Raw genomic sequence first — 18,651 nt, forward strand, 5'->3', positions numbered from 1 at the left:
GTCCTCGTACTGGACGTACTTGGACGTTTCGCCGGTGCGTCCAGGCGGGATGCCCGGCGTCGCGCGCCCGGCGGGAATTGTCAGACAAGCCCTAGGCGGGCCGGGCGGCCGGTGGCATTACTTGCTGAAGCCGGGGAGCAGCTTGGCGTAGTCGACGGCGGTGGCGTCCAGGCCGGCCTGGGTGGCCGACTGGTCCTGGACGATCTTGCCGAGGTTGGTGCCGATGGAGGCGAACAGCGAGGCGTACTCGGGCAGTTCGGGGCGCGGCTGGGCGGTGGGGAGGACCGCCTGGAAGCCGGCGATGCCCGGGTTGGCCTTGACCTCGGCGGTGTACGCGTCGGCGCGGGTCGGCAGGGTGGAGTTCTTCAGCGCGAGGAAGGTCTGGCTCTCGGCGGAGGTGAGGAACCCGGCCAGCTTCTCGGCGGCGGCCTTGTGGGCGTCGTCCGAGCCGGCGTAGACCGAGACGTTGTGGCCGCCGGTCGGGGCGCCCGACTTGCCGGTGGAGCCGGCCGGGACGGGGGCGATGCCGAGGTTCTTCTGGTCGGTGAAGGCGGAGCCCTTGAAGATGTTGGTGACCTCCCAGGGACCCTGGATGATCATCGCGACCTTGCCGGTGTTGAAGGCGTCCATCATGTGCGCGTACGAGTCGGTGGTCACATCGGCCTTGACGGTGCCGGGCGCGGTGAACAGCGACTTGTAGGTCTCGACGGCCTTGGCGGCCTCCGGCGAGGAGATGGTGATCTTCTTGTTCTTGGCGTCCACCATGTCGGTGCCCTCGCCGAACAGCAGCGGCATCGCGTAGTAGCCGTCACCGGCGCGCATGAAGAAGCCGTCCACGCCGGCCTTGTCCTTGAGCTGGGCGGCGTCGGCCTTCAGCTCGTCCCAGCTGGCGGGGGCCTTGGTGATGCCGGCCTTCTCGAACAGCGCCTTGTTGTAGAGCAGGCCGAGGGTGTCGGTGACCAGCGGGGCGCCGTAGGTCTTGCCGTCGAACTTGGCCTGCTGGATCAGGCTGGGCTGGAAGGCGGCGGCGTCGGCCAGCGCGGGGGTGCCGTCCAGCGGCTCCAGGAAGCCGGCCTTGGCGAACGCGGAGGTCCAGCCGACCTCGGAGCGGAAGACGTCCGGCGCGCCCTTGGCGCCCATCGCGGTCTGCAGCTTGTTCTGCGCCTGGTCGAACGGGACGTTCTCGAAGTTGACCTTGATGTTCGGGTTGGCGGCCTCGAACTTCTTGACCAGTTCCTGGTAGTTCGGAGCCTCGTTGGTGGCGTTGGAGGTGTCCCAGTAGGTGATGGTGACCGGCCCGGAGGACTTGCCGTCCGCGCTGGTGCCGCTGCTGCCACAGGCTGCAAGCGTTACCGCAAGGGCCGCAACGAGAGCGGAGGCCGCGATGCCACGCCGCATGAGAACTCCTAAGGAGGTGGGGGTGCCCGAGAGGGAGGAGGACCGCGCATAATGGCTGTCCCAGCCGACTGCGCCGTTGCGGCCGTCGGGCTTGGGCAGGAACGTAACAGCGATGCAATCGCATCGGAAAGTCCTTGCAGCAAGTTTCTGCAAGATCTGGCGATCGTTACGCCCGCGTGTCCTCGGCGTTGCCGCAAGGTAGCCGTCTTCCGGCCGATTCATCCAGTTTGCGCCACCCCCTTGCACGGCTTGCCGCAAGGCGCCGAAAGCACGCCCTCCCGCATTTAAGAGGATGGGCATCATTTATATTGAGCGGGCGGCTCTCGCCGCAGCACCGAACCGCCCGTCCCGCCCTGGAGGCACCCGTGCTCTCGCCCGAGTCGACCGCGACCGTCCGCGCCACCCTGCCCGCCGTCGGAGCCGCGATCTCGGAGATCACCACGCTCTTCTACGCCAAGATGTTCGCCGACCACCCCGAGCTGGAGCGCGACCTCTTCAACCGCGGCAACCAGGCCGCCGGCGCCCAGCAGCAGGCGCTCGCCGGGGCCGTCGCCGGGTACGCCACCCTGCTGGTCGACCAGTCCGAGCGCACCGCCGCGGGCCCGCTGCTGGCCCGGATCGCCCACAAGCACGCCTCTCTGGGCATCACCCGCGAGCAGTACCAGGTGGTCCACACCTACCTGTTCGCGGCCATCGCCGAGGTGCTCGGCGCGGCGGTCACCCCCGAGGTCGCCGCCGCCTGGGACGAGGTCTACTGGCTGATGGCCGGCGAACTGATCGCCCTGGAGGCCGGCCTCTACCGGGCGGCCGGCGTCGAGCCCGGGCAGGTCTGGCAGCAGATGACGGTGCTCGCCCGGCAGCAGGAGTCCCGGGACGCGGTCTCCTTCACCCTGCGCCCCGCCGACGGCGGCCCGGCCCCCGCCTTCCGGCCCGGCCAGTACGTCAGCGTCGCCGTCGAACTGCCGGACGGCGCCCGGCAACTGCGCCAGTACAGCCTGTCCGCCGCCCCCGGCGAGACCTGGCGGATCACCGTGAAGCGGGTGCACGGGCAGGACGGACCGGCCGGTGAGGTCTCCGGCCACCTGCACGCCCGGCTGCGGGCCGGCGACCGGCTCACCGTCTCGCTCCCGTTCGGCGACCTCGTCCTGGAGGACGGCGCCGGCCCGGTGCTGCTCGCCTCCGCAGGCATCGGCTGCACGCCGATCACCGGGATGCTGGACCACCTGGTGCGCACCGGCTCCACCCGCCGGGTGGTCGCCGTGCACGCCGACCGCTCCCCCGCCGACCACGCGCACGCCGAGCAGCTCGCCGAGCTCGCCGCGGCGCTGCCCGGGGCCGAGCTGCACCGCTGGTACGAGCAGGACGGCGAGGGGACCGGGGCCCGGCCCGGCCTGGCCGACCTCGCCCTGGTCGAGCTGCCGCCGGGCGTCACCGCCTACCTGTGCGGCCCGCTGCCGTTCATGCGCGCCGCCCGCACCGAGCTGCTGCGCCGCGGGGTGCCGGCCGCCGCGATCCGCTACGAGGTGTTCGGGCCGGACCTCTGGCTGGCCTCCGCCTCCGCCTGACGTGGCATGACGGAGCGTCAGGCGTTCGGCAGCGCCAGCGCGACGAGGCAGACCCCCGGTTCGGCGAACGGCCGCAGGCGGACCGTGCCGGGGGCCCCGGCCCGCTCCGCCAGCGCGTCCAGCAGGCCCTGGTGGACGGCGCACACCACCTCGGGGTGGCGCTCGGCGTTGCGCAGGAACGGACAGCCGTGCAGCGCGACTTCGGTGCCGCCCGCGCGCAGCTCGGGTTCGAAACCCCAGCGCTCGGCCTCCGCCACCACCTGCTCCGCCAGCGGTACTGGCGTCCGGGCCTCGGCCTCCGTCCCGGTCGGGGGGCGGTCGCCGGCCCAGCTGCGGCCGGCCTGCTCGGCCCGTGCCGAGCGCGCCGCCGGGTCCGCGCCGTAGCCGAGCGCCAGCACCTCGACCAGGTCCTGGTAGGCCGCGAGCTGCGCGCGGGCCGGCGCCGCGCCGTACAGCAGCCGGGGCCGGCCGCGGCCGGCCACCGACTCGTCCCGGCGGGCCTCCACCAGCCCGGCCCGGACCAGCTCGGTGAGGTGGTGGCGGACGGTGGTGACGTGCTGGCCGGTCAGCTCGGCGAGCCGCCGGCTGTCCAGCGGCTCGGCCGCCTCGGTCAGCGCCGCCAGCAGCGCCCGCCGCGCGGGAGCCGCGAGCGCGCGGTGCACGCCGGGGTCCGATCTCTCCACGCTGCCCAATATACGGCGGACGGCGGAGCGGCCCGGCCCCCCGACCGCCCGGTCAGACGGTGCCCAGGCGCAGCACGGTCGTGGAGCGGAACTCCTGCCCCGGGCGCAGCTCGGTGCTCGGGTAGGACGGCTGGTGCGGGGAGTCCGGGTGGTGCTGGGTCTCCAGGGCGATCCCGGCGTACTGGGCGTACGGCACCCCGGCGAGGCCGGTGACGGTGCCCGCCAGGTGGTTGGCGGTGTAGACCTGGACCCCGGGCTCGGTGGTGAGGACCTCCAGGGTGCGGCCGCTGACCGGGTCCTCCAGCAGCGCGGCCCGGCCGGGGGTGCCGTCGGCCGGGCGCTCGCGCAGCACCCAGTTGTGGTCGTAGCCGCGCGGCCCGCGCAGCTGCGGGTGGTCCTCGTGGATGCCCTTGCCGACCGGCCGGGCGGTGGTGAAGTCGAACGGTGTGCCGGCCACCGGCTCGAACGGGCCGAACGGGATCTGCCGGTCGTCGACCGGTGTGTAGGCGTCGGCGTCCAGGGTGAGCAGGTGGCCGAGGACGTCGCCGCTGCCCTCGCCGGCCAGGTTGAAGTAGGCGTGGTTGGTGAGGTTGACGACGGTGGGGTGGCTGGTCACCGCGTGGTACGCGATGGTCAGGGCCCCGGCGTCGAGGGTGTAGGTCACCGTGACGTCCAGGCCGCCGGGGAAGCCCTGGTCGCCGTCGGGGCTGTGCAGCCGCAGCCGGACGCCGCCGGGCACCTGCTCGGACTCCCACATCCGGTTGGCGAATCCGTCCGGGCCGCCGTGCAGGGTGACGCCGTGGCCGGTGGGCAGCAGCGGGTGGTCCACGCCGTCCAGGGTGATCCGGCTGCCGGCGATCCGGTTGGCGTACCGGCCCACGGTGGCGCCGAAGTGCCGGGCCGGACCGAGCAGGGTGCCCAGTTCCTCGGTGCTGAGCAGGAGTTGGGCCGGGGTGCCGGCGCGGTCCGGCGCGGTGAGGGTGTGCAGGGTCGCGCCGAGGTTGAGCACGCTCGCCTCCAGCGGCCCGCAGCGCAGCGTCCAGCGTTCGATGGCGGAGCCCGCCCCGCTGGGTTCGAAGGGCTCCCGCCGTACCTCGGTGGCCTGCGCCGACGTCATCACCTGCTCCTCACCGGCCGTCTGGCTGAGCCACGGCGGCCATGCCCGGTCCCTGGTCAGCAGCCTATGACCTCGGCGGGTCCGGCGGCCGGATCAGCGCGCGGGGCGGCTCAGTCGTCCTCGTCCGGGGCGCGCTCGGGCAGGCCCAGGGCGGCGGCCAGGCCCTCGGGGCCGGCGCCGGCCTTGCGGTGGACGGCGGCCAGCCGGCGGTGCACCAGGCTGAGCTGGATGTTCAGCTGCTCGGCGATCCGCTGCGGCGGGATGCCCTGGACGGCGAGCTGGGCGACGTCCCACTCGGGCTGGCTGAGCGCGTCCTTGCTGAGGGTGCGCAGCCGGTTGGGGCGCAGCCCGGAGACCGCCAGCTCCTGGCGGACCTTGGCGACCAGGCCGTCGGCGCCGCAGTGCTGGGCCAGCTCCAAGCCCTGGTAGAGGTACTCGCCGGAGGCGGTGAGGCGGCCGACCCGGCGCAGCGCGGCGCCGAGGTCGACCAGGGCGTGCGCGTGCTCGTACCCGGCCGGGGAGAGGCCGAGGTGGCCGACGGCCTCCAGGAGCAGTTCGACGGCGCGCGGGCCCTCGGTGATGGCGGCCTGCAGCCGCAGGGCGGTGCCGACCGCGGACGGGGAGCCGAAGTCCCGGGCGCGGGCGACGGCCGATTCGGCGTACTTGCGGGCCGCGTCCGGGTCGTCCGGGGCGAGTGCCACCGCGAGGTGGCCGGCCCACGGGGCCCAGACCGTGTTGTGCCAGCCGCGCGCGTCGAGCTGGGCGCCGACCTCGGTGAAGGCGGCGACCGCACCGACCCGGTCGCCCTTGGCCAGCAGCAGCTTGCCGTACAGGGTCGGGGCGTCGGGCAGCACCATGGCGGTCGGGTGGTAGGGCGGGGCGAAGCCGTAGCGCTCGGCGAGCTCCCAGGCCTCCTCGGTGCGGCCGCGGGCGAGCAGGGTGTCGGCGAGCACGCCGACGATGTCCCACTGCAGCGGGATGCCGGGGGCGATCCGCTCGGAGATCTTCAGGCCCCGGCGCAGGAAGTCCTCGGCCTCCGGGAGGAAGCCGCGGCGGAACCGCACCAGGCCCATCAGGAAGTACGCGAAGCCGCGGTGCGCGCCGCTCCAGCCGGCCACCTCGAACTCCAGGATGGCTTCGGAGAACAGCCGCTCGGCGCGGGCGAGTTCGTCGGTGTAGGTGAGGGTGAGGCCGATCAGGGCGGGGAGTTCGAAGCCCCAGGTGGTGTTGGTCCAGCCGAACTCGGCCGGCAGCCGGCCGTCCACCAGGGCCTCGTCGGCGAGGTTGACCGCCTCGGCGGAGGGCGCGCCGCGCAGGGTGAGGTCCCAGGCGCGCATGGCGAGCACCGCGCGCTCGGCGGCGGTGTCCCGCTCGCCGAGGCTGGAGTAGAGGGCCTTGAGCCGGCGGGAGCGGTCCGGGCCGTCCGCCTCGTCGCGCTGGAAGGCGGCCCACATGAAGTGCGAGGCCTCCAGCCGGAGCCGTCCGGGCCCGGGCGGGGTGCGCAGCGCCTCCTCCTGGCAGATCTCGGCGGCCCGGACCAGCTCGCCGGCGTGCGCCAGCACCTCGGAGAGCCGGAAGGTGGCGTCCACCCGCAGGTCGTCGCGCAGGCCGCCCTCCATCTCCAGCGCGAGCTCCAGCTGGTTGACGGTGGAGACCCGGTCGGTGAGCAGGGCGGAGCAGCCGAGTTCGTAGATCACCTCGGCCCGGTCGGCCTCGTCCGGCGGCTCGTTGAGGGCCCGCGCCAGGCAACGCTGGGCGGCCTCGGGGGCGCCGATCGCCAGGTGCTCGGCGGCGGCCTTCCGCAGCTTGCGGACGATGGTGTAGTCACCCTCGGGGTGGGTCTCCAGCAGGTGCCGGGAGGAGGCGATCAGCGAGCCGCCGGAGTTCTCGATGGCGGCTGCGGCGATGCCGTGCATGGCGGTCTTGGTGCCGGGCGGCATGGTCAGGTAGATCGCCGTGCCGATCAGCGGGTGGACGAACTCGAGCCGCCCGTTGGGGCTGCTGGTGAGCACGCGGTGCTTGCGCAGCCGGCGGACCGACTCGTCGGACTGGTCCGGGCCCTGGGCGGAGATGGTGGCGGCCAGCGGCTGCTTGATGTCGGTGCCGAGCAGGGCCGCGGCCCAGGCGAACCGCAGGGTGACCGGGCCGAGCTTCTCCAGCCAGTACTGCAGGGTCTGGCCGCGGGCCGCGGCGGCGAGGTCGCGCAGCCTGGGCGCGTTCTCCTCGATCGGGTCGAGGCCCTGCTCGCGCACCTCGCGGAGCAGGATCATGATGTCGTACGGCGTGCCGGCGGTGATCGCCCAGACCTGGCGGCAGAAGGCGTCGTCGGCGCGGTCGCCGAAGACTCCCCGCACGAGGTGCGTGACCGATCCGGGGTTGAGCGGGTTGAGCTGGTGACGGCGGGCCGCGATGCCCTCGATCTGCTGGCTCAGCCCCCGGGCCTCCTCCTCGAACTCGTCGCGGTAGCCGAGCACCAGCAGGACGGGGAGTTCGCGGGAGCGGACGGCGAACGAGGCGAGCCAGGTGAGCGATTCGAGGTCGGCCCAGTGCAGGTCGTCGATGACCATGACCAGCGGCGCCTTGCGGGGGGCGAGCTGGGTGAGCACGAAGTCCAGGCCGTCCCGGACGCCCTGCGGGTCGAGCGGCTCCAGCTCGCCGGAGGGCGGGAAGAGGCCGATGGCGGGGCCGACGATGCCGTACCAGTTGCCGAACACCTCGCGGCTCTCGGCCTCGTTCAGCGCACCGAGCACCGGGAGCAGCAACTGACGCAGCACGCGGAAGGGTTCGTTGCGCTGGCGCTCGCCGCCCCGGGCGAAGAGCACGGTACAGCCGCGCTCCACCCCGGCCAGTCGGCGGACCTGGTGCAGCACGGTGGTCTTGCCCATGCCGGCCGGGCCGGAGTAGAGCAGCAGCTCGCCGATCTCGGTACCGCCGGCGGCGAAGGCCCGGCAGAGCCGCTTCACCGCCTGCTCGGCGGTCTCCAGCTCCGACTCGCGCTCGTGGAGTGGCTCGTCGACCGCCCCGGCACCGTGCTCCCGATCCCCTTGCTGATCTCCGGCCACCGCACGCCCTCCGCCTCACAGATCCGTGGTTCCGTCTCGACATTAGCGCCGCGCGCGCCCCCATGGGCGGCATTCGCGCAGGCCGGAGGCCACGGACAGGGTTGAGAGCGACCGCCCAGGGCAAATGCCCTGGTACCTCTGACGTCTGATGATGTGATCAGATAATCTTCGGCCCGCACAGCTGGAGATGATCTTACGGATGCGGGCCACCCCGAGGCCGAGCAGTACGCACAGCACAGACCCTCAGCAGCGCCGGGAGAACGATGTCCGACTGCACCTCGCTTGAGCTTCCCTTCCCCCACAGAAGAAGCCCCCACCAGGCCGGGGCCGCGGCCCACCACCGGCTCTGGCTCGACCGGTACGGCCGTCTCGCGGCCCGCACCACCGAGTCGGCGTACGAGCACTGGGAGGTCGCCGACCTCGCCGCGATCTGCTACCCCGAGGCCGGACCGGACGAACTCGGCCTCGCCACGGACCTGTTGGGATTCTATTTCCTGTTCGACGACCAGTTCGACACCGAACTCGGCCAACATCCGGCCGAGGTGGCCAGGATCTGCGACCGGCTGACCGCGATCGTGCACGGCGCTCCGGCCTCCGGCGGCTCCACCGTGGAGCAGGCCTTCTCCGACCTCTGGCGGCGCAGCGCGGCGGGCATGCCGGCCCGCTGGCGGGCCCGCGCGGCGTACAACTGGGAGTGGTATCTCGCCAGCCACCCGGCCGAGGCGGCCGGTCGCAGCTTCGCCGAACTCCCGGACCGGGAGGGCTACATGGTGCTGCGGCGCGGCACCGCGGCGATGGAGACCCTGTTCGACATGATCGAGCGGCTCGGCCGGTTCGAGGTGCCGCAGTCCGTGTTCCACCACCCCGTGCTGCGCCAGCTGCGCCAACTGGCGGCCGACATACCGTCGTTCAGCAACGACGTCCGGTCCTACCCGCTGGAGGCGCCCCGCGGTGACGTCTACAACCTGGTCATGATCGTGCAGCAGGAGCGCAGCTGCTCGGCCGAGGAGGCCGGCGCGGTGGTGCTCGGCGAGGCCCAGCTGATGGTCGACCGGTTCGCCATGCTGCGCCTGCAACTACCGACTGCCTACCACCAGTTGGAGCTGGACCACGAGCAGCGCGGCGCCGCCCAGCGGTACGCCGACGGGCTGGCCGCCTGGCTCGCCGGCTACCTGCGCTGGGAGGGCCGCACCGGCCGCTACCGGATCTCGTAACCGCTCCCGCACGCACCGTGGCGGCGCCGTGGCCGGGCAGTTAGGGTGCCGGGCTGAGGGGTCGACGAGCGCGTGCCGTCCCCTCCAGTCAGCTTCCAGCACCCTTCCGCCCGGGCCGCCTAGGCTGCCCGACGCGCTGCCCCGGGGCGGGCCCGGCCGGCAGCGCCTGTCGTTGCGAGGAGAAAGCGTTGACGGTCTACCAGCCCCCCGGACAGCCCGATTCCGTGGTCGAGTTCCGCCCCCGGTACGAGCACTGGATCGGCGGCGAGTGGCGGCGCCCGGTGCGCGGCCAGTACTTCGAGAACCCCACCCCCGTCACCGGGCAGACCTTCTGCGAGGTGGCCCGCGGCACCGCCGAGGACGTCGAGGCGGCGCTGGACGCGGCACACGCCGCCGCCCCCGGCTGGGGCCGCACCTCGCCCGCCCAGCGGGCCCAGGTGCTGCTGCGGATCGCCGACCGGATGGAGCAGAACCTGGAGGCCCTCGCGGTCGCCGAGAGCTGGGACAACGGCAAGCCGGTCCGCGAGGCGCTGGCCGCCGACATCCCGCTGGCCGTCGACCACCTGCGGTACTTCGCGGGCGCGCTGCGCGCCCAGGAGGGCTCGCTGTCGCAGCTGGACGAGGACACCGTCGCCTACCACTTCCACGAGCCGCTGGGCGTGGTCGGCCAGATCATCCCGTGGAACTTCCCGATCCTGATGGCGGTCTGGAAGCTCGCCCCGGCGCTGGCCGCCGGCAACGCGGTGGTGCTCAAGCCGGCGGAGCAGACCCCGGCCTCGATCATGGTGCTGATGGAGCTGGTCGCCGACCTGCTGCCGCCGGGCGTGGTCAACGTGGTCAACGGCTTCGGCGTGGAGGCGGGCAAGCCGCTGGCCTCCAGCCCGCGGATCCGCAAGATCGCCTTCACCGGCGAGACCACCACCGGCCGCCTGATCATGCAGTACGCCAGCGCCAACCTGATCCCGGTCTCGCTGGAGCTGGGCGGCAAGAGCCCCAACCTGTTCTTCGCCGACGTGGCGGCCGAGCGGGACGCCTTCTACGACAAGGCGCTGGAGGGCTTCGCGATGTTCGCCCTCAACCAGGGCGAGGTCTGCACCTGTCCGAGCCGGGCGCTGATCGACGGCTCGATCTACGACTCCTTCCTCGGCGACGGCCTGGAGCGGGTCCGGGCGATCCGCCAGGGCAACCCGCTGGACCTCGCCACCATGGTCGGCGCGCAGGCCAGCAACGACCAGCTGGAGAAGATCCTCTCGTACGTCGAGATCGGCCAGGCGGAGGGCGCCAAGGTCCTGATCGGCGGCGAACGGGTCGAGCTGGAGGGCGAGTTGGCGGGCGGCTACTACATGGCGCCGACCGTCTTCGAGGGCCACAACCGGATGCGGATCTTCCAGGAGGAGATCTTCGGCCCGGTGGTCGCGGTGGCCCGCTTCGACGGCTTCGAGGACGGCGTCGAGATGGCCAACGACACCCTCTACGGGCTCGGCGCCGGCGTCTGGTCGCGGGACGGCTCCACCGCCTACCGGGCCGGCCGGGCGATCCAGGCGGGCCGGGTGTGGACCAACAGCTACCACCTCTACCCCGCGCACGCCGCGTTCGGCGGGTACAAGAACTCCGGCATCGGCCGGGAGACCCACAAGATGATGCTGGAGCACTACCAGCAGACCAAGAACCTGCTGGTCAGCTACTCCCCGCAGGCACTGGGCCTGTTCTAGGATGCCGCCCACCACCCGCTCGCAGGTGGCCGTCACCCCGGCCGCCGCCGAGCTGCTGCGCGAACTGGCAAGCGAGCACGGGCCGTTGATGTTCCACCAGTCCGGCGGCTGCTGCGACGGCTCGGCGCCGATGTGCTACCCGGCCGGCGAGTTCCTCACCTCCGCGGCCGACCACCTGGTGGGCTCGCTGGAGGTCGAGGGCCTGGCACCGGTCCCGGTCTGGATGGCCCGCGACCAGTACGCCTACTGGTCGCACACCCACCTGACCATCGACGTGGTACCGGGCCGGGGCAGCGGCTTCTCGCTGGAGGCGCCCACCGGCCGGCGGTTCCTGCTCCGCTCCCGGCTGCTCACCGACGAGGAGGCGGCGGAACTCGGCCGCTGACCGCACCCGCCACCCGATCGGGGCACCCCGCACGCGCCGGGGTGCCCCGCTCCGGCACGCCGCCGCCGCCGCGAGCCGGGCCCGCACCGGCCGGCCGGCGCTCAGCCCCCCGCCGACAGTCGCGCCTCGGCGGCCCGGACGGCCTCCTCGATGGTCTCCGGCGGGATCCGCACCCCCGAGGCGATCCGTCCGCCGACCGCCCGCAGCGCCGCGGCGGCGGCCTCGGCCCAGACGTGCTCGATCAGCACCAGCAGCGCCACCGACCCCGGCACGAGCAGCTCGGCCGCCTCCTGGGCGTCCTCCGGGCCGATCAGCGGCAGGTCCTGGCCGCCGTCCGCGACCACGCCGCGCAGGTGCTCGAAGTCGGCGAGCTCGCCGTAGGTGGCCGCGCCGTCGGCGTGCCGGGTGACCACCAGCGAGTCGATCACCCGAATGTCCCCGGCGGTGCGCAGCGCCTTGAGCGCCACCGCGGTCTCCCGGGTGATGGTCGCCTGCGGGAACGTCAGGACGAGCAGTTCGGCCGGCCCCATCCCGGTCTCCCTTCCTCCGACTGGTCCCCCCAGGCCCCCAGGCCCTCTCTTTCGGATCTTGCCGGGCGCGCGACGCCGGGCATCCCGCCTGGACGCACCGGCGAAACGCCCAAGTGCACCCAGCACGAGGACGTTCCGCCGGCACGCCCAGCCGGGCGCCCACCGCCGCGCGCTGATCCGACAAGACCCGAAGGAGAGGGCCTCTCCGGATCCAAGCACACCGGCCGGTCGAACCCGCCGGCCGACACCCCGTCAGGCAGGCACCGGGGCGACTGCGAACGGCCCAAGCGGCGCGCGCCGGCGGCCCGGCCGTGATCTCTGGGAGGCAGCGGCCGTCCGGGCCGCGGAACAGGAGCCGCAGAGCCATGACCATCCCCGTCGACAAGCTGTCCCAACCCGCCGTCCGCACCCTGGTGGCCGCGATCAACGCCGGCGACCGGGAGGCGTTCGACGCCGCGCTCACCCCGGGCGCCACCATGTCCGACGACGGGTCGGACCGGAACCTCGCCGAGTGGGTCGACCGGGAGATCTTCTCCTCCCGCGGCCGCATGGACGTGCAGACCGAGAAGGACGGCGGCCTCGCGCTGGTCGCCACCTTCCGCAACGACACCTGGGGCGAGATGCGCACCGCCTGGCGGTTCACCGTCGAGGGCGGCAAGGTCAGCCGGTTCGACACCGGCCAGGCCTGAACCCGGCCGGCTGACGCCTCGTCACCTGCCGAGGCAGGCGCGGACGGCGGTGATCAGCGTGCGGGAGCGGATGTCACCGGTCACCCCCGGCTGCATGCCGTTGGTGACGTAGCCGAAGCCGATGCCCAGCTCCGGGTCGGCGAAGCCCAGCGAGCCGCCCCGGCCCGGGTGCCCGAAGGCGGCCGGGGAGGACATCGGGGAGGTCCCGCCGTGCCGGAAGAAGCCCTGGCCGAAGGCGGTGTTGACGATCAGCACCCGGTCCGGCCCGTGCACCGAGGGGCCGGCCGCCTCCGCCAGCACCCGCGGGGTGAACAGCGGGGCCAGCCGCTGGCCGGGCGCCCCGCCGTGCCGGTCCGCGGCGCCGATCAGCGCGGCGTAGAACCGGGCCAGTGAGCGGGCGGTGCCGATGCCGCCCGCGCCGGGGACCTCGGCGGCCTGCACCGCCGGGTCGTTGAGGTCCACCGTCGGGCGCACCGCCGCGAAGGCGCGGGCGGTCAGCGAGGTCGGGTCCCGGTAGGCGTCCTTGACGGACTGCTTGGGGCGCACCTTCAGCCCGCCCGGGCCGGTCCTGGCCGCGACCGGCGCGGGCAGGTCCACCAGCTTGCCGACCCGCGGCCCCGCGCCCGGCGGCAGGCCGATCCACAGGTCCAGGCCGAGCGGGCGGGCGATCTCCTCGGCGAAGTAGCGGCCGACGCTGCGCCCGTCGGCCCGCCGGACCAGCTCGCCGACCAGCCACCCGAAGGTGTAGGGGTGGTAGCCGTGCGCGGTGCCCGGCTCCCAGGCCGGTGCCTGCGCGGCGACGGCGGCCACCGCGGGCTCCCAGGCGATCAGGTCCTCGACCCGCAGCGGGTTGTCCAGCACCGGCAGCCCGGCCTGGTGCGAGAGCAGCCAGCGGACCGGGATCCGCTCCTTGTCGGCCGCCTTGAACTCCGGCCAGTACGAGGCGGCCGGCGCGTCCAGGTCCAGGTGGCCGCGCTGGACCAGCAGCAGCGCGGCGGCCGCCGTCAGCCCCTTGGTGACCGAGCGCAGCACCTGGGCGGTGTCGGCCGTCCAGGGCATCGCGGGCGCGGGGCGGGCGCCGACCTCGGGCCGGGCGTCGCCGGCCCACAGGTCGACCACCTTGCGCCCGTCGGCGTAGAGCGCGAAGGCCGCGCCCAGCTCGCCGTACTCCCGGAAGTTCCGGGCGAACGCCTCCCGTACGGGCTCGAAGCCGTCGGCCGTCTCGCCCCAGATCTCCACCGTCGTCACCGCTCGCCGCCCTCGTCGCGTCCGTCCGTACCCCCGTTCGAACCTTAGACCGGTGATCCACCTGACGCCGACTCGGTACCGTGGGGCCATGACGAACCCCGCCGATGAGCTGCTGGACGTGGTGGACGAGCAGGACCGGGTGGTCGGCACCGCGCCGCGCGGCGAGGTGTACCGGCGCGGTCTGACCCACCGCTCGGTGTTCATCCTGGTCCGCGACGCGCAGGGCCGGATCTTCACCCACCGGCGCACCGACCGCAAGCTGTTCGCCCCCGGGGCGTACGACTGCTTCGTCGGCGGGGTGGTCGGCAGCGGCGAGGGCTACGCCGAGGCGGCCGTGCGGGAGGCCGAGGAGGAGCTCGGCGTCACCGGGATCCACCCCGAGCCGCTGTTCAAGTTCCTCTTCCGGGACGGCGGCGCGCTGTCCTGGTGGTGCGACCTCTACCAGGCGCGCTGGGACGGGCCGGTCTCCCCTCAGGTCGAGGAGGTGGCCTGGCACGACTGGCTGACCGAGGCCGAGCTGACCGCCCGGCTGGCCGAGTGGGAGTTCGTGCCGGACGGCCGGGAGGCCTGGCGGCGCTACCTGGAGTGGCGCTCCGCCTCGGCCTGAGCGGCCGGCTCCCAGTCCGGGTGCTCGCGCACCGCCCAGAGCGGATCGACGCTGCCGGTGCGCATCCCGCGCCGGGCCTCCGGGTCGCGCACCGCCATCCACACGTGCCCGGCCACCGCGACGGCGACCGCGACCGCCAGCCAGTCGTGCACGAAGGTGGCCCCGGTCCGCCAGACCAGCGGCGCCAGGTGGGTGAACCACATCAGCAGCCCGGTACCGAGCATCACCAGCACCGCACCGGCGATCCAGGCCGCGTACAGCTTCTGCCCGGCGTTGAACTTGCCGGCCGGCCGGTGGTACGAGCGGCGGCGCACCGCGCGCAGCCACTCCCGGTCCCCCGGGGTGAAACGGTTCAGCCGGCCCAGGTCCGCCCGCAGCGCCGCCGACACCAGCCCCAGCAGCAGCGGTGCCGGGAGCAGCAGGCCGCACCACTCGTGCACCACCACGACCAGCCGGCGCCGACCCACCAGCTCGCTCAGCGGCGGGTAGTACAGGAAGGCTGCGGTCACCAGGCAGACCGTCATCAGGACGGCCGTCACCCGGTGCACCCAGCGCTCGGCCCGGCTGAACCGGGCGATCCGCCCGGCCGGCGCCGGCTCACCCGGTGGGCGCATCGTCGCGTCCGTTCGACCGGCCGACCCAGGCGTCGACGTCATATCCGTAGCGCTCCCAGTAGCCGGGCTCGACCGAGGGCGTCACGGTGATCCCGGAGAGCCACTTGGCCGACTTGTAGAAGTACATCGGCGCGACGTACAGCCGCACCGGGCCGCCGTGCGCGTGGCTCACCGGCTGGTCCTGCATCCTCAGCGCGACCAGCACGTCGTCCCGGCGGGCCTGCTCCAGGGTGAGGCTCTCGGTGTAGCTGCCGTCGAAGCAGCTGAACCGCACCGCCCCCGCGTCCGGCCGCACCCCGGCCGCATCCAGCAGGCTGGACAGCCGGACCCCTTCGAACGGGGTGCCCGGCACCCGCCAGCCGGTCACGCACTGCACGTCGTGGACGATCCGGTGCTGCTCCATCGCCTGCAGGTCGGCCAGCCGCAGCGTGGCCGGCCGCTCGACCATCCCGTCGACGGTCAGCGTGTAGTCCGCCGCCGTGAGGGTCGGCACCGAGGCGACCACCGAGTAGTAGCGGAAACCGCCGCCACCGGGCAGCAACCCGCTCAGGCCGGTCGGATCCTTGCTGGTGACGCCCTCGACGGCGCGCTGCAGGAACGGCCCGGCGGCCACCCCGGCGGCCCCCAGGCCCAGCATGCCGAGGACCACCCGACGTCCGACCGGTGTTCCGGATCTCTCACTCACACCGCCGATTCGACCAGGTCAGCGGCGCCGGGGCCAGGCCTGCGGGGCAGCCGTCAGAATTTCGTCATCTCCTCCAAGGACAGCCCGGCCGGAACATGATCGAACGCCCGGCCGAACCGTCCCGGCGGGCTAGGCTGAGCCGCATGGCTTCCCGTACGCCGGCGACCCGGTCCGAGGACGAGCGCGCGCCGCGCCGCAGGCTCAGCGTGGACGAGCGGCGGGAGCAGCTGATCGCGGTCGCGCTCGACCTGTTCAGCAAGCACCCGCCCGAGGACGTCTCGATCGACGACATCGCGGCCGCCGCGGGCGCCTCCCGGCCGCTGGTCTACCACTACTTCCCCGGCAAGCAGGCGCTGTACGAGGAGTCGCTGCGCCGGGCCGGGCAGGAGCTGGCGGGCCGGTTCGAGGAGCAGGCGCAGGGCCCGCTCGCGGAGCGGCTGCTGCGGGTGATGGGGCGCTACCTGGACTTCGTGAGCAGCCACGGGCCCGGCTTCGAGGCGCTGCTGCGCGGCGGGTCGGTGGCGGCCAGCCCCGGCACCACCGCGGTGATCGACGAGGTGCGGCGGGCCGCCCAGGAGCAGATCCTGCTCCACCTGGCGGTCCCGAAGCCCAGCCCGGGGCTGCGCCGCACCGTCCGGGCCTGGATCGCCAACGCCGAGATCACCTCGCTGGACTGGCTGTCCGAGCGGAGCGTCCCGCTGGAGGAGCTCCAGTTGCAGCTGGTGCAGGAGTTCGTGGCGGCGCTGGCCGTCACGGCGGCCCGGGAGCCGGCGCTGGCGACCGAGCTGGCCGGGTTCTTCGCCGCCGAGCGGCCGGACGGGCCGACCGGGCGGCTGGTGCGGGAGCTGGCGGGACTGCTGGCCGTACCCGGCCTGGCGGCGGACCTGGGCCGGCTGGCCACCCCGCCGGCGGACTGACCCCGCCCTTCGGCCCCCGGCCCCCGGCCCCCGGCGTCCGGCCTCGGGCATCCGGAGCTGCGGCGACCGGTTGGTGAGGTTCGACGCCGAATGCCGCGGTGTCAGCGGTTTCTGATAGAAAGTGGCGTACTGCCACACCGAGAGCGAGGGGGGCTCGGCGCCATGACTCAGGACGGCTTCAGCGCCGCGGAGCGGATCGCGGCCACGCTGGACACACTGGCCGACGCGATGCTGGGCGAGCGGGCGACGCACTATCCGGCGACCGCCCTGGCCGCCTTCGGGAGCACGGTGCACCCGTCGGCCGGCGCACTGTTCGGCGTCCGGATCGGCCCGAACGGCCCCGGCCTGCACGGTGTGCACGGTCTGGGCACGGTGGTCGAGGCCGCCCACACCCGTCGCCCGGAGCCGGCCACCGGCGCCGCGGCCGACCTGCTGGCCCGGCTCGGCGGCGGCGCGGTGCTCGGCACGGCCGCCCCCTCGGCCGGTGCGTTCCAGCTGCCGGTGACCCCGCAGGGCGCGGACGAGAAGTTCCGTCCGGCCTTCCCGTCCGCCCTCGCGGCGCTGGCGGCCGACCGCCAGGTCCGGGAGCCGGACGAGCTGGCCACCGGCTCGGGGGTGGAGGCCAGGCTCCTGGTCCCCTCCGCGTTCCACCCGCTGACGGTCCGCGGCGGCGCCGCGGCGCTCGGCCCGCACCTGACCGAGGTCACCGAGGAGCTGTTCGCCGGCGCCGGCGCCGAGCTGCGCAAGGAGTGGGCGGTGGTGTCGGCCGCGCTGGCCGAGGAGACCGCCGCGGCCGGGGTGGTCTTCGCGGGCCTCGCCGCCGTCAGCGTCTCCGGGCGCCGCACCCACGCCTCGCTGGTCGCCGCGGTCACCGCGCACGCGCAGGAGGTCGGCGCGCTGGCCACCTCGCTGGCCGACGAGCGGCCCGCCGCCGAGGTCTGGCGGGTGCTGCTGCCGGCCGGGCCCGCCGTCCTGCTGGTCGAGCCGCGTACCGCCGCGCTGCCCGCGGGGCTGGCGCCCGACGGCCGCCCGCAGCAGCTGGTCAGCGCGGTCGCCCAGGCGTTCGTCCCGCTGCCGGACGGCCGCTCGGTGCTCACCGTGCAGCTCAGCACCACCCGTACGGAGGACTGGGAGCTGTACGCGGGCGCGTTCGCCCGGGTACTGGAGAGCATCCAGCTGGCCTGGGACGGCATGGTCGACAGCAGCCCGCTGCCGCCGGTCCAGCAGCCCGCACCGGTCCAGGAGCAGGCCTGGCCGCAGGCCCCGGCCCAGCAGCCGGTCGAGCCGGCGCCGGTCGCCCCGCCGGCCCCGCCCGCACCTCCGGTGACCCCGCCGGCCCCGCCGGTCGCCCCGCCGGTGCCGGTCGCCGCGCCCGCGGCGCCCCCCGCCGCCCCGGTGGCGCCCGAGGCGCCGAAGGGCACGCCCGTGCTGGTGCCGCCGGCCGACTTCAACCCGTTCGCCCCGCCCGCGCCGCCGGCCGCCGCCCCCGTCCAGGCGCAGCAGCCGGCACTCAAGGGCACGCCGGTCAAGGTGCCGCCCGCCGACTTCAACCCGTTCGCCCCGCAGGCCCCGTCGGCACCCGCCGCCGCGCCCGCCCCGGCGGCGGCCCCCGCTGCCGCCCCGGCCGCCGCGGACCCGTTCGGCACCACGCTGCCCAGCCAGCCGGCCGATCCGTTCGGCACCGTGACCTCGGGCGCGGCCCCCGCGCCCGCCGCGGCGCCGGCCGCGCCGGTGGCCCCGCCGGCCGCGGCCCCGCCCGGCCCCGGCAAGGGCACGCCGGTCCGGATCCCGCCCGCCGACTTCAACCCGTTCGCCCCGCCCGCACCGGCGGCCGCCCCCGCCGCCGCGGCGCCGGCCGAGCAGCCCGCGCCCGGCAAGGGCACGCCGGTCCGGATCCCGCCCGCCGACTTCAACCCGTTCGCCCCGCAGGCCCCGTCGGCGCCCGCCGCCGCACCGGAGCCCCCGGCGCCCGAGCCGCCGGCGTACAGCCCCTTCGGCTGAGCCCCGGCGGGCCCGGGCCCGTTCGACCGCGCACCTCCGCGACGGCGGCCGGCAGTGTCAACTGCCCGGCCGCCGTTCGGCGTTCCCGGCTCCGGTCCGGCCCGGCGGCCCGCCCGCCGGTCTGGTCCAGACCTATTGCCAGCCGCGCCGGGGCTCTTTACCCTCCTATGACACAGGACCTCCGCGGCACCCCGACGGCCCGGGACCTGGGCTCCGGGCCGTCC

At 74.4% G+C, this 18,651-nt stretch carries 16 protein-coding genes; 8 read left to right on the top strand and 8 right to left on the bottom strand.

Annotation, left to right across the window (positions count from 1 at the left end; all coding sequences use genetic code 11):
* Positions 1–117 precede the first annotated feature (117 nt).
* Positions 118–1,398: an extracellular solute-binding protein gene (locus ABT014_RS27305; RefSeq protein ID WP_350641857.1), complete on the bottom strand. Its 1,281-nt coding sequence runs from the start codon at positions 1,396–1,398 to the stop codon at positions 118–120.
* A gap of 365 nt (positions 1,399–1,763) precedes the next feature.
* Here ABT014_RS27305 and ABT014_RS27310 point away from each other — a divergent pair, with 365 nt between their 5' ends.
* Positions 1,764–2,963, top strand: a complete 1,200-nt coding sequence (locus ABT014_RS27310) for a globin domain-containing protein (protein WP_350641858.1) — start codon at positions 1,764–1,766, stop codon at positions 2,961–2,963.
* A 17-nt stretch (positions 2,964–2,980) separates the two neighbouring features.
* Here the strand turns inward: ABT014_RS27310 and ABT014_RS27315 are convergent, their stop codons facing one another.
* The 3 genes from ABT014_RS27315 to ABT014_RS27325 all read right to left on the bottom strand — a co-directional run bounded on the left by ABT014_RS27315 (position 2,981) and on the right by ABT014_RS27325 (position 7,825).
* Entirely contained in the window at positions 2,981–3,646 is a 666-nt protein-coding gene (locus ABT014_RS27315; protein ID WP_350641859.1) for a helix-turn-helix domain-containing protein, read from the bottom strand.
* Between the two features lie 52 nt (positions 3,647–3,698).
* Positions 3,699–4,763, bottom strand: coding sequence for an aldose epimerase family protein (locus ABT014_RS27320; protein ID WP_350641860.1), 1,065 nt, complete (start codon positions 4,761–4,763; stop codon positions 3,699–3,701).
* A 110-nt stretch (positions 4,764–4,873) separates the two neighbouring features.
* Positions 4,874–7,825, bottom strand: coding sequence for an ATP-binding protein (locus tag ABT014_RS27325; protein WP_350641861.1), 2,952 nt, complete (start codon positions 7,823–7,825; stop codon positions 4,874–4,876).
* Positions 7,826–8,088: 263 nt separating this feature from the next.
* Between ABT014_RS27325 and ABT014_RS27330 the strand changes: the two genes are divergently transcribed.
* From ABT014_RS27330 to ABT014_RS27340, 3 genes are all read left to right on the top strand, one after another.
* Entirely contained in the window at positions 8,089–9,039 is a 951-nt protein-coding gene (locus ABT014_RS27330; RefSeq protein ID WP_350641862.1) for a terpene synthase family protein, read from the top strand.
* A gap of 188 nt (positions 9,040–9,227) precedes the next feature.
* Entirely contained in the window at positions 9,228–10,751 is a 1,524-nt protein-coding gene (gene exaC / locus ABT014_RS27335) for an acetaldehyde dehydrogenase ExaC (protein ID WP_350641863.1), read from the top strand.
* A 1-nt stretch (position 10,752) separates the two neighbouring features.
* Positions 10,753–11,136, top strand: a complete 384-nt coding sequence (locus ABT014_RS27340) for a DUF779 domain-containing protein (RefSeq protein WP_350641864.1) — start codon at positions 10,753–10,755, stop codon at positions 11,134–11,136.
* Positions 11,137–11,237: 101 nt separating this feature from the next.
* Here the strand turns inward: ABT014_RS27340 and ABT014_RS27345 are convergent, their stop codons facing one another.
* Complete coding sequence (locus ABT014_RS27345; protein WP_350641865.1) at positions 11,238–11,666, bottom strand: DUF6325 family protein; 429 nt, start codon at positions 11,664–11,666, stop codon at positions 11,238–11,240.
* 365 nt (positions 11,667–12,031) lie between these two features.
* Here ABT014_RS27345 and ABT014_RS27350 point away from each other — a divergent pair, with 365 nt between their 5' ends.
* Positions 12,032–12,355 carry a nuclear transport factor 2 family protein gene (locus tag ABT014_RS27350; protein WP_350641866.1) on the top strand — a complete coding sequence of 108 codons (324 nt, stop codon included), beginning with the start codon at positions 12,032–12,034 and terminating at the stop codon, positions 12,353–12,355.
* 21 nt (positions 12,356–12,376) lie between these two features.
* On the opposite strand, the gene ABT014_RS27355 is transcribed toward ABT014_RS27350, so the two are convergent.
* Positions 12,377–13,594 carry a serine hydrolase domain-containing protein gene (locus ABT014_RS27355; RefSeq protein WP_502895112.1) on the bottom strand — a complete coding sequence of 406 codons (1,218 nt, stop codon included), beginning with the start codon at positions 13,592–13,594 and terminating at the stop codon, positions 12,377–12,379.
* A 97-nt stretch (positions 13,595–13,691) separates the two neighbouring features.
* On the opposite strand from ABT014_RS27355, the gene ABT014_RS27360 reads away from it, so the two are divergent.
* On the top strand, positions 13,692–14,210 hold the full coding sequence (locus ABT014_RS27360) for an NUDIX domain-containing protein (RefSeq protein WP_350641868.1): 519 nt from the start codon (positions 13,692–13,694) through the stop codon (positions 14,208–14,210).
* On the opposite strand, the gene ABT014_RS27365 is transcribed toward ABT014_RS27360, so the two are convergent.
* Together ABT014_RS27365 and ABT014_RS27370 are read right to left on the bottom strand one after the other, a co-directional pair.
* The gene (locus ABT014_RS27365) at positions 14,180–14,824 is read right to left on the bottom strand and encodes a cytochrome b/b6 domain-containing protein (protein ID WP_350641869.1); all 645 of its coding nucleotides are present in this window, start codon (positions 14,822–14,824) and stop codon (positions 14,180–14,182) included. The two genes, ABT014_RS27360 and ABT014_RS27365, sit on opposite strands and share 31 nt — an antisense overlap.
* Entirely contained in the window at positions 14,808–15,461 is a 654-nt protein-coding gene (locus ABT014_RS27370) for a molybdopterin-dependent oxidoreductase (RefSeq protein ID WP_350641934.1), read from the bottom strand. The genes ABT014_RS27365 and ABT014_RS27370 overlap by 17 nt, the downstream gene beginning before the upstream one ends.
* Before the next feature lie 191 nt (positions 15,462–15,652).
* Here ABT014_RS27370 and ABT014_RS27375 point away from each other — a divergent pair, with 191 nt between their 5' ends.
* Both ABT014_RS27375 and ABT014_RS27380 read left to right on the top strand, forming a co-directional pair.
* The gene (locus tag ABT014_RS27375) at positions 15,653–16,426 is read left to right on the top strand and encodes a TetR/AcrR family transcriptional regulator (protein WP_350641870.1); all 774 of its coding nucleotides are present in this window, start codon (positions 15,653–15,655) and stop codon (positions 16,424–16,426) included.
* Between the two features lie 162 nt (positions 16,427–16,588).
* Complete coding sequence (locus ABT014_RS27380) at positions 16,589–18,427, top strand: serine/threonine-protein kinase (RefSeq protein WP_350641871.1); 1,839 nt, start codon at positions 16,589–16,591, stop codon at positions 18,425–18,427.
* Positions 18,428–18,651: the final 224 nt, after the last annotated feature.

Origin of the sequence: Kitasatospora sp. NPDC094015, from assembly GCF_040304075.1 — a bacterium.
Taxonomy (GTDB): domain Bacteria; phylum Actinomycetota; class Actinomycetes; order Streptomycetales; family Streptomycetaceae; genus Kitasatospora.

Bases quoted from the DNA above. Each gene is read 5' to 3' on its own strand.
- ABT014_RS27305 (WP_350641857.1), bottom strand. From the start codon at position 1,398: ATGCGGCGTGGCATCGCGGCCTCCGCTCTCGTTGCGGCCCTTGCGGTA.
- ABT014_RS27320 (WP_350641860.1), bottom strand. From the start codon at position 4,763: ATGACGTCGGCGCAGGCCACCGAGGTACGGCGGGAGCCCTTCGAACCC.
- ABT014_RS27330 (WP_350641862.1), top strand. From the start codon at position 8,089: ATGTCCGACTGCACCTCGCTTGAGCTTCCCTTCCCCCACAGAAGAAGC.
- ABT014_RS27340 (WP_350641864.1), top strand. From the start codon at position 10,753: ATGCCGCCCACCACCCGCTCGCAGGTGGCCGTCACCCCGGCCGCCGCC.
- ABT014_RS27345 (WP_350641865.1), bottom strand. From the start codon at position 11,666: ATGGGGCCGGCCGAACTGCTCGTCCTGACGTTCCCGCAGGCGACCATC.
- ABT014_RS27350 (WP_350641866.1), top strand. From the start codon at position 12,032: ATGACCATCCCCGTCGACAAGCTGTCCCAACCCGCCGTCCGCACCCTG.
- ABT014_RS27360 (WP_350641868.1), top strand. From the start codon at position 13,692: ATGACGAACCCCGCCGATGAGCTGCTGGACGTGGTGGACGAGCAGGAC.
- ABT014_RS27365 (WP_350641869.1), bottom strand. From the start codon at position 14,824: ATGCGCCCACCGGGTGAGCCGGCGCCGGCCGGGCGGATCGCCCGGTTC.
- ABT014_RS27370 (WP_350641934.1), bottom strand. From the start codon at position 15,461: ATGCTGGGCCTGGGGGCCGCCGGGGTGGCCGCCGGGCCGTTCCTGCAG.
- ABT014_RS27375 (WP_350641870.1), top strand. From the start codon at position 15,653: ATGGCTTCCCGTACGCCGGCGACCCGGTCCGAGGACGAGCGCGCGCCG.
- ABT014_RS27380 (WP_350641871.1), top strand. From the start codon at position 16,589: ATGACTCAGGACGGCTTCAGCGCCGCGGAGCGGATCGCGGCCACGCTG.